The 13744-nt window shown below is 56.4% G+C and carries 13 protein-coding genes; 7 read left to right on the top strand and 6 right to left on the bottom strand.

The features are described from left to right. Positions 1-60: 60 nt before the first annotated feature. From GRX64_RS02130 to GRX64_RS02115, 4 genes are all read right to left on the bottom strand, one after another. A complete protein-coding gene (locus GRX64_RS02130) occupies positions 61-627 on the bottom strand; it encodes an outer membrane beta-barrel protein (RefSeq protein WP_166263543.1) in 567 nt (188 codons plus the stop codon). Positions 628-940: 313 nt separating this feature from the next. Continuing rightward, positions 941-1519, bottom strand: coding sequence for a c-type cytochrome (locus tag GRX64_RS02125; protein WP_166263542.1), 579 nt, complete (start codon positions 1517-1519; stop codon positions 941-943). Further along, complete coding sequence (soxC, locus tag GRX64_RS02120) at positions 1506-2789, bottom strand: sulfite dehydrogenase (protein ID WP_166263541.1); 1284 nt, start codon at positions 2787-2789, stop codon at positions 1506-1508. The genes GRX64_RS02125 and soxC overlap by 14 nt, the downstream gene beginning before the upstream one ends. A gap of 401 nt (positions 2790-3190) precedes the next feature. Then, a complete protein-coding gene (locus tag GRX64_RS02115) occupies positions 3191-4537 on the bottom strand; it encodes a DUF4397 domain-containing protein (protein WP_166263540.1) in 1347 nt (448 codons plus the stop codon). A 273-nt stretch (positions 4538-4810) separates the two neighbouring features. Between GRX64_RS02115 and GRX64_RS02110 the strand changes: the two genes are divergently transcribed. The 4 genes from GRX64_RS02110 to GRX64_RS02095 all read left to right on the top strand — a co-directional run bounded on the left by GRX64_RS02110 (position 4811) and on the right by GRX64_RS02095 (position 7590). Continuing rightward, a complete protein-coding gene (locus tag GRX64_RS02110; RefSeq protein WP_166263539.1) occupies positions 4811-5170 on the top strand; it encodes a rhodanese-like domain-containing protein in 360 nt (119 codons plus the stop codon). A gap of 545 nt (positions 5171-5715) precedes the next feature. Next, positions 5716-6315, top strand: coding sequence for a PEP-CTERM sorting domain-containing protein (locus GRX64_RS02105; protein ID WP_166263538.1), 600 nt, complete (start codon positions 5716-5718; stop codon positions 6313-6315). A 505-nt stretch (positions 6316-6820) separates the two neighbouring features. Beyond that, positions 6821-7123 (top strand): DUF6172 family protein, encoded by a 303-nt coding sequence (locus GRX64_RS02100; RefSeq protein ID WP_166263537.1) that lies wholly within the window; start codon positions 6821-6823, stop codon positions 7121-7123. Between the two features lie 20 nt (positions 7124-7143). After that, positions 7144-7590: a YehS family protein gene (locus tag GRX64_RS02095; RefSeq protein ID WP_427901636.1), complete on the top strand. Its 447-nt coding sequence runs from the start codon at positions 7144-7146 to the stop codon at positions 7588-7590. Positions 7591-7812: 222 nt separating this feature from the next. On the opposite strand, the gene GRX64_RS02090 is transcribed toward GRX64_RS02095, so the two are convergent. Both GRX64_RS02090 and GRX64_RS02085 read right to left on the bottom strand, forming a co-directional pair. Beyond that, positions 7813-8970 carry an iron-containing alcohol dehydrogenase gene (locus GRX64_RS02090; protein ID WP_166263536.1) on the bottom strand — a complete coding sequence of 386 codons (1158 nt, stop codon included), beginning with the start codon at positions 8968-8970 and terminating at the stop codon, positions 7813-7815. Between the two features lie 455 nt (positions 8971-9425). After that, complete coding sequence (locus GRX64_RS02085; RefSeq protein WP_166263535.1) at positions 9426-9986, bottom strand: outer membrane beta-barrel protein; 561 nt, start codon at positions 9984-9986, stop codon at positions 9426-9428. A gap of 468 nt (positions 9987-10454) precedes the next feature. On the opposite strand from GRX64_RS02085, the gene GRX64_RS02080 reads away from it, so the two are divergent. The 3 genes from GRX64_RS02080 (at position 10455) to GRX64_RS02070 (ending at position 13657) form a co-directional block, all read left to right on the top strand. Beyond that, the gene (locus tag GRX64_RS02080) at positions 10455-11138 is read left to right on the top strand and encodes an esterase/lipase family protein (protein ID WP_166263534.1); all 684 of its coding nucleotides are present in this window, start codon (positions 10455-10457) and stop codon (positions 11136-11138) included. Between the two features lie 608 nt (positions 11139-11746). Then, the gene (locus GRX64_RS02075) at positions 11747-12961 is read left to right on the top strand and encodes a serine hydrolase domain-containing protein (protein ID WP_166263533.1); all 1215 of its coding nucleotides are present in this window, start codon (positions 11747-11749) and stop codon (positions 12959-12961) included. 255 nt (positions 12962-13216) lie between these two features. Beyond that, complete coding sequence (locus GRX64_RS02070; RefSeq protein ID WP_166263532.1) at positions 13217-13657, top strand: universal stress protein; 441 nt, start codon at positions 13217-13219, stop codon at positions 13655-13657. The last annotated feature ends 87 nt before the right edge of the window (positions 13658-13744 follow it).

Below are 13744 nucleotides of genomic sequence, written 5' to 3'. Positions count from 1 at the left end.
TGAGCAGAACGTAAAGTACCGGGACAGCCAGCGCCTGTGGCACTGCCCGGTGAGGTGAGGCTAGAAGGTGAAGGCGGCGCCGACGGAATAGTAGTCGATGTCGAAGTTATCAAGGTCGTAGCGCTCGTATTCGGCCCGAACCTGGAAGGAGAGCAGCGTAAACCGTGCCCCGATGCCGTACAGCGGATCGGTACCATCGTCACCCCCGAAGTTTTCAAGATCGCCGTCCCAGCGAATAAACCCGGCCTTGGCGAACACGCCGATGGGGCCCAGTTTGACGCCTGCGAGTCCGGCGCCGGTCCAGCCGTCAACTTCGAAATTTGAGTTATTGTTGGCGCCGACGGTGCCATTGAACTTGCCAAAATCAACGTAGGCACCCTCAACGGCGAGATCCAGCAGCGGAATCAGGCCGAAGTTGTAGCCGGCGAATATTTTGTACGCGGTATCTTCATCGTCGAAGTCAATGTTGACGTTCACGTCGTTGGGGTCTGGAAGTTCGTCGTCGAAGTCGAGTTGGGCATCGCCAATGGACGCGCCAAGGTAAAAGCCGCTGTCGCTGCCTGCATGGGTGGTGCCAGAGACTGCCAAGAGGGAAACTGCGAATATCAGGGGAATGACGGTTTTCATGTTCTTAGCCTCCTTTGCCAAGATAGCATTGGTTAAAAAGTAATCGTTTTTCTGATAATTGTCGAATTAATAAGCCTAAATGTCATTAATTTCCTCGAATGTGCGAGTTTTCGTTATTTTGTGGAGCGTCACGCTACACGTCAATGGGTTCCAGGCCTCACAGATCTTCGACGATCTGTGAGGCCTGCGGGCCGTTCGCACCGTGCCTGGTGTCAATCCTGGGGGCCCGGACAGATGAGCGAGGATCAAACGGCCTGAGCTCGAACGATTCGTTGCTCCTGCCCGCGATCAAGTCTGCTGCTCGTCATGCGTCTCACTCCTCACTCTTGCAGTCATTCATACAGGCCGTGGCAACAACATCCGGGCGTGGGTCCGGGCTGACAAAGCCGTCCCGGTTGGGCATCCTGATTTCGGGCAGTGAGCCGGCGTCCAGGGTGGTGTCTTCGTCCACAATGCGGTTGAGGTAGAGCACATAGGCGGTGACCGCATAGGTGTCATCGGGCGAGAGCGTTTGTGGGGAATTGAACGGCATGGCCCGGTGGATGTAATCGTAAAGCGTGGTGGCATAAGGCCAGTAGCTTCCCACGGTCTTGACGGGCGAATCGCTTGCCAGCGTTCCGCCGCCGCCTGCCAGCCGGTCCATCGGACCACTTTTACCGTCGGCACCGTGGCAACTCTGGCATTGAGCCTGATACACCTCTTTGCCCTCAGCCACGCTACCGGAGCCATCGGGCAGGCCGTCACCGCTGGGGGGGATATCAATGTTCCAGCCCGCGATTTCAGTTGTGGTGGCTTCCCGGCCCAGGCCGTAATCTTCATCCTGAGCCATAATCGTGCCAGTCCCGACCAGGGACGCGAGCACAGTCAATGCGATGGTTTTATACGTGAACATTGCTGATCCCTCCGTCAGAGCTGACTTCCCATGTCTGTATGGCATTCAGGTGATAAATGGATTTCAGCCCGCGCGCTTTGGCCAGCGCCTGACGGGTGGGCTGGACGTATCCGGTCTCGTCGATCGCACGGCTCTGCAGCAGCGCACTGCCGCCATCCCATCGCCATGGCAGCCGGAATGCAGTCAGGGCCTTGGGTTCCGCCGGGCCTTCGAGCTCCGCCTGTGCCCAGTTGCGGCCCCCGTCGGTGGAGACATCCACCCAGGTAATCTTGCCCCGGCCGGACCAGGCGAGCCCCCGGATCTCGTAAAAGCCTTTTTCCGGCAGGACGTGGCCCCCGGAGGGCGAGGTGATGACCGACTTGGCTTCCATCACAAAGGTGAACTGACGGGCGCTCCCATCGCGCATCAGATCGGTGTACTTGGACGTTTCTTCCCGGGTCATATAAGGCGCGTCACTGACTTCAAGCCGTCGTAGCCATTTGATCTGGATGTTGCCCTCAAATCCCGGCAGGATCAGTCGCAAGGGGTATCCCTGCTCGGGCCGCAAGGCCTCCCCATTCTGGGCGTAGACCACCAGCGCATCGTCCATCGCCTTTTCCATGGGAATGCTGCGGGTCATCGCGGCGGCATCGGCACCCTCCGCCAGAATCCACCTGGCCTTGTCCCGGACGCCCGCGGCCCGCAGGAGCGTGGACAGGCGCACACCTGTCCATTCACAGCAACTGAGCAGACCGTGGGTGTCCTGAACGGTCTTGCCGGTGGGCTGCTTCCATTCGGTCAATGTGTTGCCCGAACATTCCAGAAAACGCTTTATTGAGACCTGGGGGAAGCGTTTGATCTCTGCCATGTCGAAGATCATCGGCTTCTCAACCATACCGTGGAGCATCAGTTGGTGCTGTTCAGGATCGATATCGGGAACCCCGCCGTGATGGCGTTCAAAGACCAGTCCATTGGGGGTAGTGGTGCCGTTCAGATTCTGTAAAGGGGTAAAGCTCCAGGACGAGGTTTTGGTGGGCGTTAAGTCCGTGGGTGTGCGGACAACGCCATCCTCGAATCTCGAAGGCAGGCCGTAGGCGGGTGAGAGAATAGGCGCCCCCTGGGACCGGGACCATTCCGCCACATTTGGCGCCAGGTTTTGGCCGCCGTTGCTGGCTGCCAGAACCTGGCTGACGGGCAACGGCAAACTGGCTACCCCTACCACCCCGAGGGTGCGCTTGAGAAATTGTCGTCGCTCTATCCGCTTGATATCCGTGCGGTTGTGGTTAGCCATAGTACGATCCCTCGTTTGTGTTACCGCGGCTTTGACCGCCCCCAATGCCCGGGCCCGTCGTCATCCATTACCACGGTGGTGCTGATCGATGGTGCTGATCGATATTATTGAGTGTTTTTTGATCAATTACTAATCTGATAGTAGTGGCCCTGACACCTGTCAAACCCGGCGATCAATGGGGAAATTTTGTTGTTCCGCGATCACCCGGATCCGTTCGGGCTGATTCTTACGCCGGGGTTAATCGGATCTTCTATGGCCTGCAATACGGCCACGAGAGGGGTGTGTGACCAACGACTCCGGCGGTGTGTCCGTTTGATGATCGGTATTGGATGTGCAATAAAAAAGGCGAGCCTGATGGCTCGCCTTTTGACTGCCTGATGTGTGTCAACGGATGAGCAGGATTAGAAGTCGTCCAGAGTCGTCAGGTCGAAACCTCCCCCTGTTTTCTCACGAGCGACAACGGTGTAGACGCCCCCAGCCTGTAGGTCGACGTTGACCGGACCTATGACGACGGAGTTGTCTGCGGTGGTTACAAAGACGGCGTATTGACCTGCAGGCACGTCCAGATAACCTGAGCTGGTTTTATAGGCGACGTCCGTCAGCGCCGCGGTTGTATTACCCGGCGTAGTCGCACCCTCCGGTGCCAGAAACACGTTTACGTTCGGTGCCGTGCCAGCACCGTGAACAATCCGCAAGCGCGCTTCGGTCGCAATACTGCGGTTGTCGTCTTCATAAGGCAGAATTTCCAGTGCGCCCGGGTTGGCCGCCAAAACCGTATAGGCCCGGGCATTCGCCAGTTCCGGAGACGCGCTCGCCGCCACGGTCAGAGTGCCTGTCGGCCGGACCTCTAATGCTGGAATTCCGGCGTCCAGCGCAGCGTAGTCGCCGGCGTCATTGCCGGAACCGGGTGCCACGTCCGGGAACGCCAGGTTGGTAATCGCGACTACGCCATCGACAGCCACATCAACATTGCCCGCGCCGGATGCATTGTGTACCACACGCACACCCGCACCGGCATCGGCGTCTGCTACGTCGATGACCGCACCATCCTGCTCAACAATCAGGCTGATGGGGGCGTCGCCAAAATGGGTATTGTCGACCGCGCCCACGAAAATGCGTTTGCCGCCCGCCAGGGTAAGCGTCCCGCTGTCGTAGACTACTGTCTTGCTTTCCTGGGGTGTTACGCGAACCTGATAATCCCCTGCGGGCAGCGTAACGGGGCCCAGATCGTCCTTGAACGACGCGGAACTGGTTGGCGACACTGCGCTGATGTCTGCGCCTGGATTCGTCACGTAGATATCGACAGACGGCGCATTGGCCGCCAGATGAGCGATGCGCACGCTGACCTCATCGCTCGCCACACCGGCCTCGTCCTGGTCAAGCAACAGAAGCTCCAGAGAGCTGTCAGCCACACGGCCGACTGCCGCCGCGAAGTAACGCTTGCCTTCCGCCAGTTCAACTGACTGAGGCCCGATTACCGTCGTGGCGGTGTCGTCGGGCAGCCGTGCGTCCACGCCGACACTCAGCGTGCCGGCGGCCAGTGCCAGGGTTGCCCCGCTTTTGAAGGGTACATCGGTCAGCACCGCCTTGCTGTCGGCCGTGATATTCACGCTGGGGGCATCGGCCACCGCGTGCAGCACGGTCAGCGATGTATTGGTCGCATTCACCGAGTCGGAGTCGTCGTCGGAGCACCCGGCCAGAACGAGTGCCAGTGATGTCAAAATAACGAGTACGAGTTTACGAAACATAGGTTCTTCCTTGATGTTGGTTGACACCCAGGGATATACGGGACGATTTGAACGGCGGTTTAAAAATGTTAAACAATGTTAAATGGCGGGCTTGGGGAGGACGTCAGTGGCTTCAAAGGCGTGGCAAAAACCGCAATAAATCCATTGGTTGCAGTCGGCGCTCGGCCCATCCAATTTTGGAGGGGGTGGTCTCGAACCGTCAGCTGATGAGCCCCCGCGTTTTTGATTTAGGTTACCCTGAGGGCATCAGCCATCAAGACGGAGCACATCATTATGAGCCTGAAAACCCTGCCGGACATCGTCGCGGAAGCGAAGGCATCTCTGCACTGCCTGACGCCCCAAGTGGCCAAAGAGGTGCTTGCCGACAACAGCGATGCCCTTGTGATTGACGTGCGCGAGCCTGCGGAAGTTGCGGACAAACGGCCAGCCGGCACCATCAATATTCCGCGGGGTGTGCTGGAAATGAAAATTACCGATCAGACGACGGACCCGGATCGCACCATTCTCCTGCACTGTGCGACCGGCGGCCGGGCTGCCTTGGCAGCGGTGGCTTTGCAGAAAATGGGATTCCGTAACGTCAGTATCATCGACTGCAGCTGCGATGATCTGATTGTGCAATTTGGTGAGGCGTGATGCTTCGTCAATAAAATACCCCGCAGGATCAAAGGCCTGAGGCAACTTTTACCCGGTTCATGATGGGCCTGCTGTGGGTGGCCTGGCGCTCGGTTTTGACAGGCGGCGTGAGAGAAGGTGAACGGGTTCTGGGGACGTGAACTCCCACGGGCATCAACAGCCGCTGTTCCTCGCGGCTCTGGCTAAATCCGTCTTTGGGCAGGCGAACAGTGCAGGGTACGGACACGACGATTTTGCCGCGGTGTTCCAGTACCTGGAAAAGCCTGGCTAGCCTGCCAGGGAAAACAGGGGGCAGGCTTCGAGAGCTGCCGGGGTCAGGCCCTGCGTTTTGCCCGCCAGGCCATTCCGATCGGATCGCCTCGGTCCATCCCTCCAGCAACAACGATGAGCTGCAGGCAAAGCCGAAAGATCCGTCTATAACTGTCGATTATTTTTACACATAAAAAAACCTGAAAATAAAAATCTATTTGTTTCAATGGCATGTAGTTCTGGCGCGTTTCGTGCTGCACAACAACGTCACTCCGAATCTTGCAAGGAACAAGACCATGAAAGTGCAGTTATTCGTTGCCTTAATCGCCAGCTCGCTGTTCACAGTCGGAGCCCACGCCAATGTCATGTTCCAGGATGATTTCGATTCCGAAGGAGCGCCTGGTGAGTCAATACTGAACTACACCGGCTTTGCTAACTGGACGGTGTCCGATGGTTCAGTCGATCTTGTTGCCGATCCCAATCAATGGAGTATCGACTGCGCCGGTGGCGCAGGGAAATGTGTTGATCTCGATGGTTCCACCAGAAATGCCGGCACCTTTACCAGCAAAGAATTTACGCTGGCAGCGGGTACCTATGCGTTGATTTTTGATATTTCCGGCAATCAGCGGACCGGCTCGGATTCGATGCAGGTGATGCTGGGAGGGTTCCTGAGCGAAAGCTTTGAGCTGTCCGCCGGCGATCCGTGGGAAACCATTGTCCGCAGCTTTACGGTCACGACTGAAACCACCAGCTACATTAGCTTCAATCACAATGGCGGTGACAACATCGGCATCATGCTCGACAACGTTTCCGTCGTCCCCGAACCTGGCACTCTGGCCCTGCTCGGCCTGGGCCTGGTCGGTCTTGGCGTCGCCCGCCGTCGCAAGTCTGCCTGACACCGCGCGCTTCTGAAGGGTATTTGAAACCAGCCTCCGGGCTGGTTTTTTTGTTTCCTTTGTTGGAACGCGCTTAGCTTCCCTGGTACATGGGTGCAGAGTATTGCACTGGAGCCCGTCGAGTCCGCCAAGCCTGTCGAGATTGTTTACACAACGTGTGCACAAAGCCGGCAAAGATTCAGGTATCGCCACTGTCCAGGTATCACTCTCAGCCTTCAACAGAGACTCTTGGGGGGTAAGTCTACGAGTGCGGAAAGGATCTGCGATCATTCAAGGGCAAGCGCAGGGAGAAGACAATGCCCCGTCAAGCCCGCGCCATCCGGCTCGAATAACCTCACGCCGTTGCTGCTGAACGCGGCGGCAGGTGCTAAAGCCAAGCGCTTGGCAATGAACTTGGCGCCGAAAAATGGTAGACTCCTCCGAGAAAATTTACACTGCGCGCCATTATTCAGTCTCCTGACTAAGGCTCCAGCGCACAGTGGTTGCCCATCCCAGTAGGATCCCCATGAAAAAGACCTTTAAATTAGAGCACCCAAAAATCAAAGTTCCCCGCGTCGTCGATTCGGTGAAGCACGACATCAGAAAATTCCTTAAAAAAGAACGCAAAAAACCCGTTCCCTCTGGTGCCGTTTATTGGGGATTTGATTGCAAGTTTGGCCAGTCTGAAGACACGGCGGTTGAGGTGCATCTATCATCGCTGATGGAAAATATTGACGACCTGGTTGCAAACAACATCATGACTATTTACGTGGAAATCACACCGAAGCCCGTTGGCGCCAGTGATAAAACACCGACGCAGGGGAGCTAGTTATCAACAATAACGATGTCTTGCGCCGGGTGCGTTATATCTTTGATTTTAGCGATCAGCTGATGGTGTCCATATTTAAGCTGGGCGGACATGAGGGCAGTAAGCCTGAGCTGGCTACCTGGCTGGCGCGCGAAGGCGAGCCTGGGTTTGTTTTGTGTGAAGATGAAAAGCTTGCTCGCTTTCTGAACGGGCTGATCATAAGGAATCGAGGCTCCAAAGACGACGAACCCCCTGAGCCGGAACAATTTCTTAGCAATAACATGGTGTTGCGGAAACTGAAAATCGCACTAAACCTGCACGCAGATGATCTGATTGCGATACTGGGACTGAATGAGTTCACGATTAGCAAGCACGAATTGAGCGCCCTGTTTCGACGCCCCGACCATAAAAATTATCGCGAATGCCTGGACCAATTGCTCCGTAATGTTCTTGATGGCATGGAAAAGCACTACCGAAAAGCCAGGTAAAATCCGGGATATAGGCCGTTCAAAAGCGTCATGCCGGTAAACCCACCTGTCCTGGTTCTAGTGTTAGCCCGCGGCTAACGAGCATCAAACTCACTTCGTCTTCAAGCTGGCGCAGGCGCATAAAGCCCGCGGGTTGAGATAGCAGCGTCTGGCGGCCTTACCAAAGGATCCTACCTCGTCCAAGGCCACCGGATAATGCAATTGGCTGGGTTCTGTCCGGGATTACCATAGCGTCTTGTAGATTTCGATAATCTCGTCCGCACTTGGCACACGCGGGTTGTTTCCGGGTGATCCCGATTGCAGGGCCTGCTCGGCCATGGTCGGCATCAACTTGAAAAATTCATCGCGGTCGATACCAAATGCTTCGGGGGTAGGCACTTCCAGTTCATCATTGAGTGCTCGGAGCTCGTCCAGTAATTTACTGTTGGCGACGTCCGTCGTGTCCTGTGCATCAGCCACGCCAATAGCCCGGGCACAGTCGGCGTAGCGCACGGCTGCTGCGGGTATTGAAAACTCGGTTACGCTGGGGAGCAGCATGGCGTTGGACAGGCCGTGGGGGACATGAAAGGCCGCCCCGATAGGTCGGCTCATGCCGTGCACGAGCGCGACGGAGGCATTGGAAAAAGCCACGCCGGCCAGTGTCGAGCCTAACATGACGGATTCCCGTGCGGTCCTGTCGGAACCGTCATGGTATACGCGGCGCAAATTCGGGCCGATCAAGCGCATAGCTGAAATGGCCTGGCTATCGGTGTAAGGGCTTGCCTTGCGACTTACGTACGCTTCCATGGCGTGAGTGAGTGCGTCAATGCCGGTGTCAGCCGTGGTTCGTTTGGGCACACTGACGGTCAGGCCGAAATCAACCAGGGCCGCAACCGGCATGAATCCGATGCCGACGCAGAGCATTTTCTCGTCGTTGGTTTCATCCGTAATAATCGTCATGCGGGTTACTTCTGAACCCGTACCGGCCGTTGTGGGCACGGCAATGATGGGCAAACCGGACTGATCCACAATCCGGGGGAATTTGTAATCCCGCATGGTGCCACCGAATTTACCCAAGATGCCGATTGCCTTGGCGCTATCGATCGGGCTTCCGCCCCCCAAGGCGATGATGCAGTCGTAATCCCCGTTCCGGACCTGTTCGACGCCCGCCTGTATGGAGCTAACCGTGGGCTCGGGTACCGTGTCATCGAACACGTCCGCCGAAAGGCTGTGGCTCGACAGGCACTCCAGGATGCGGCCCGCGTAGCCCAGTTCCACCATCATCTTGTCGGTGATAATCAATGGGCGACTGCAGTTCAGACTCGCCAATACGCTGGGAAGCTGTTGATAAGCCCCTTCGCCAATATGCATGATACGAGGAAGAATCACTTGAGTAGACATATTCACTCCACCTGGTTGCTTATTATTGGAGGGGCAGCGCCATTTGGCTGCACAGGCCCCGTACTTTCACATTGATCATGTATGACATCGTACCGATTAAGTGGGCGAATTGAATTCAATTTGATCAATCCAGATTCATTACGGTCCAGACAACGCCAATAAAAAGGCTGTTGACCGGCACAGAAGGACTTGGGCGGTGCGACGGAGGATGCAGAGTCGGTCCGGATTGACGAAGCCTCCGCTCGCATGACTCGTTACGTGTTCAACTGCGGCCGAGTTCGTATTAAGGAATCACTGGCTGTTGGCCAGCCCACTGAGGTTGTTGGAACTGGACGGTTTTAGGCGGTCGACACGGGGTTTGGTGAGGTCATCAAACCCCGTGTCAAAATTGCGAGGGAAACAATCAGTAGCCTCAAGGGAGGCGACGAGGCTACTGAAACACGCGAGTCAGCTCATCAGAAGCTGTACTGAACGCCTGCACTGAAAACGTCGACGTCGGTACTGGTGAAATCAACGATGGCGTTAAGTCTGTTATCTACGCTGTAACGAAGACCGACACCCAGACCGAGACCGAAGCTGCTGCCCGACGCACTCGCATAGCTGCTACTGATGTCGACGCTGGTATAGGCCAAGCCGGCACGAACAAACGGCACCAGGTTTTCGACCGGCAGGTCATAGTAATTGCCAACTGCATAACCACCCAAACCAAAGACGCTGGCCTTGACGGTTGTGTTACCCACCGGAGTACTGAAGCTGGACTCGCCATCGACAATGGTCGTCAGCAGGTCCGCTTCGAAGGCCAGATTTGGATGGATGCTCGGTGTCTTAAGGCCAGCCGTGGCTGTCAACGTCAGTGCGCTGTCTGCCAAGCCAACATCGGCAAAGCCGGGTTTGGCCTGAGCGTAGGACCGCTCTTCCCAGTTCGTCAAAATTGTGTCCACATTGAATTTGGCTTGAACCGACGATGCGCCGAGCAGTGTGGCGGTGGCAAGGGAGGTGATGATCAGTTTTTTCATGGATCGTTCCTAATCCGAGGAGTTGATAAGTGAGCTAATAACTAGCGCGCGACAGACTACCTTTTGTTTTAAATGAGGCAAGAAAAATATCGTAACATCATGAAAAATAAGATGTAATTCATGTTTTCATTGGCGGCCTGACATCTTTATAAGTGAATCTTGTGCACAGGTTGGTGGCGAAATATTCGGAGCACTGCGGTATCGCCACCAGCGCTTATTGCCTGATACCCCGCCACGTTCTGCTGCCGGTCAAACCCACCCCGCCGACGGCCACTATCTGTTCGGCCAGCGTCTTGAGCGAATAAAGCCAGTACTTCATCCGGACCGTTTACCGGTCGGACACGTTGTCGTTCGGCGATGCTGTTGAACGGTGAGCGTATCCCCCAAACGGGCGATTCACAGATGCGTTTAAATTATGAACACTTGTTCAGCGCGTCACTGAACCCAACAACAAAAAGGCGAATCATTATGTTCAGAACTGTGTTCGTCACATCCCTGATCCTGGCTGTGAGTTGCTGGGTCTTGTCCGCTCCGTCGCATGCGGCCAAGCCTGGTAGCGAAGCAGCCAGCGCCCTGAACCCCATTTTGTTTGTACATGGCTACGCTTCGGGCGCAAGTGTCTGGGACAGCATGCGGAGTCGCTTCGAAGCGGATGGCTGGCCGGCGGATTACCTCGCGTCCTGGAGTTATAACTACAACCAGTCCAACGCCAGCACGGCGGAAGACATTCGTAATAGGGTTCAGGACCTTCTGGCCCTCACGGGGGCGGATCAGGTGGATATCATCACGCATTCCATGGGCGGGTTGTCATCGCGTTATTACCTGAAGTTTCTTGAGGGCGATGCGCAGGTCGACGCCTGGGTGTCCCTGGCCGGCCCGAACCATGGCACCAACTGGGCCTTTGGCTGCCTGTCTTCATCGTGTTTCGAAATGCGGCCTGGCTCGGGCTTTCTGGCCAATCTCAATCAAGGTAATGAGACGCCGGGCGAGGCGCGTTATGGCACCTGGTGGTCCTCCTGTGATGAGATCATCAACCCGGATGACAGCGTTCTCCTGAAAGGCGCATCAAATAACCGTACCGCCTGCATCTCCCACAACTGGTTTCTCTACGACAGCGGGGTATACCGTGAGGTGAGGGACTGGATTCTGTGAGACCCGCGACGGTTCGGACCTGGCAGGGGGATAAAGGCATGGCCTGCCTCGTTTGGCCGCTGTCCCCTTTGCAGCCAGCAGAAGTGTCCGTGAAGTTGCACTTGAGAAATTAAAGCCGACGTTATCTGTCAATCGGTCCTCTCCGCCTGACCCACCTGTTGACAATGAGCTCACCGATTACATCGTAAAATTCGCTAACGATGTAATCGGTGAGGGGGACCCGCTTGAAATTTGTTTACTGATCGTTAGCGTGACTTTTTCAGAATGTCGGCCGTCACATCAGTTGCGGACTCGTGGTTAAACGCAACTGGAGAAACCGGGCATCAGTGCCGGAGGCCGGAAGAGATAGCGCCAGCCAATACACGCCAGAGGGCGGCAAAGTGTGTCCCCATGGCTGCAATGGCCTGCTCGGGCGCGGGGCTCTGAATTCAAACAGGGTCATGCCAAGATGACCCCCTGCGTCAAAAAGTGAGACTGCCCCGGCTTTGTTGGCATTTCGCGCGCCCGGCTTTAAATTTTTTTGACGTTGATGGCTGGCGGTGACTTCCAGGAACAGTGTCTAATAGCGACCCATTGATGCGAATTTCAAACGACAAGGGCGCCCCTCTATGACGGAACTCAAACAGCTTGCCGGCTTGGCACCGGACCAGTTGCTCAACATCGAAGGCCACCTTAACCGGCGCTACATTGAGCCCGGGAAATTGCCGGGCGCGTTGACGCTGGTGGCCCGGCGAGGGGAAATCGCCTATGTCAAAGCCCAGGGGCTGATGGATGTCGAGCGTGGCAAGCCGGTCCGTCGGGATACTGTTTTTCGCATCTACTCCATGACCAAGCCCATCACTTCCATCGCCATGATGCAGCTTTATGAGCAGGGGCGGTTTTTGCTGGATGATCCGGTCCACAAGTACATTCCGGCCTGGAAGAACCTGCGGGTGTATAAAAGCGGTGTCTATCCCAATTTCCTGACCACGCCTGCGACGAGCACCATGACCATTCGCGACCTGTTCACCCATATGTCGGGTCTGACCTACGGGTTCATGAACCGCACGAACGTCGATGCGGCTTACCGGGAGTTAAAGCTTGATGGCAGCCGCAATCTGACGCTGGAATCACTGGTCAGTCAGCTGGCGGAACTGCCGCTGGAATTCTCGCCAGGTACGGCCTGGAATTATTCCGTCAGCACGGACGTGTTGGGGTATCTGGTGCAGTTGCTGGCGGACCAGCCATTTGATGAGTATCTGCGTGAGCACATCTTTGACCCCCTGGACATGCCTGACACCGGTTTCCAGGTCAGTGATGATCAGCTTGACCGTTTCGCTGCCTGCTACCAGTACCAGCCCGGTGATCGGTTCAAGCTGCAGGACGATCCGGACAAATCCCCATACCGGCGCAAGGGCACGTTTTTATCTGGCGGCGGCGGGCTGGTCTCCACCGTTGATGATTATTTCCACTTTGCCCAGGCGCTGTGTCAGGGCGGGGAGTTCCGGGGGCGGCGAATTATTGGACGTAAAACCCTGGCGTTCATGCGAAGCAACCACCTGCCCGGTAATCAGGATCTGCCAGGCCTGTCCGTCGGTGCGTTCAGTGAGACACCTTACGCCGGTAGTGGCTTTGGCCTGGGCTTTTCGGTCAAGACCGACGTTGCCAAATCCCAAACCAACGGATCGGTCGGCGAGTTCGGTTGGGGTGGCCTGGCGAGCACCAACTTTTTTATCGATCCGGTGGAGGAACTGGTGGTGATCTTCCTGACGCAACTGATCCCCTCATCGTCTTACCCGATCCGCCAGGAGTTGCGGGCCATCGTGAACGGCGCGCTGGTGTAACCCGGCAAGCGAAAACGAACCAAAGGCGTTGAACACGCGATGCGTCAGGTTGATGTAAGGGGATCCATTCGGCCCTCCTCGCCTTCTGGTGCCGGTGCCAACCGGCACGAAAGCGTAGGTTTACAACGCCAGTATAGGGGTGGGCAAGGGTGGCGCGATCTCTCTCCGTGCGCGGCAGGGTTGACCCAAGTCAACCCTGCCGCGCCAGAAGAAATGGTAGATTGGCAATACACGCTTTTGGAAGGAGGTGTCCTCATGGACAAGGAATCTCCAAGCATTGTGGTTGCCTGTGATGGTTCGGATCAATCACTTGACGCGGCAGACCTGGCGGCCGATTTGGCTGAAGCCACGGGCAAGCCGCTGAAGCTGTTATCTGTTTATCCCTATTCGAAGTCATCGGTCATGATGGTTGCCGGTGTGGAGCCCAGTCGGATCGAGGCTGAAAAGCGAAGGTACGGTCGCGAAGTGTTCGATGCTGCAAAGGACGCCCTCTGTGGGCGCGTCTCCCCGGCGGAAGAGATCCTCCTGAACGGTGATCCGGCGCATGAAATCCTCGAATACGCGCACGCTCATCCAGGGACCCATCTGGTGCTGGGCCGGCGGGGCTATTCAGCGGTGCGCAGCCTTACGCTTGGCAGCGTAAGCGAGAAGATCGTCAGGCACGCCGCCGGACCGGTTACCGTCGTAGGGGAGTAATGGCCAAAGCTCACCCAGAGTCTGGATTGAATACCGGCGGGCATCACAAAGTCGGGTACAACTGCTACTTGGGTTGACTGGTGCATG

The sequence above is a fragment of the Marinobacter caseinilyticus genome (assembly GCF_011074955.1).
Lineage (GTDB): Bacteria > Pseudomonadota > Gammaproteobacteria > Pseudomonadales > Oleiphilaceae > Marinobacter > Marinobacter caseinilyticus.
This window is presented reverse-complemented; position numbering and strand designations above follow the sequence as displayed.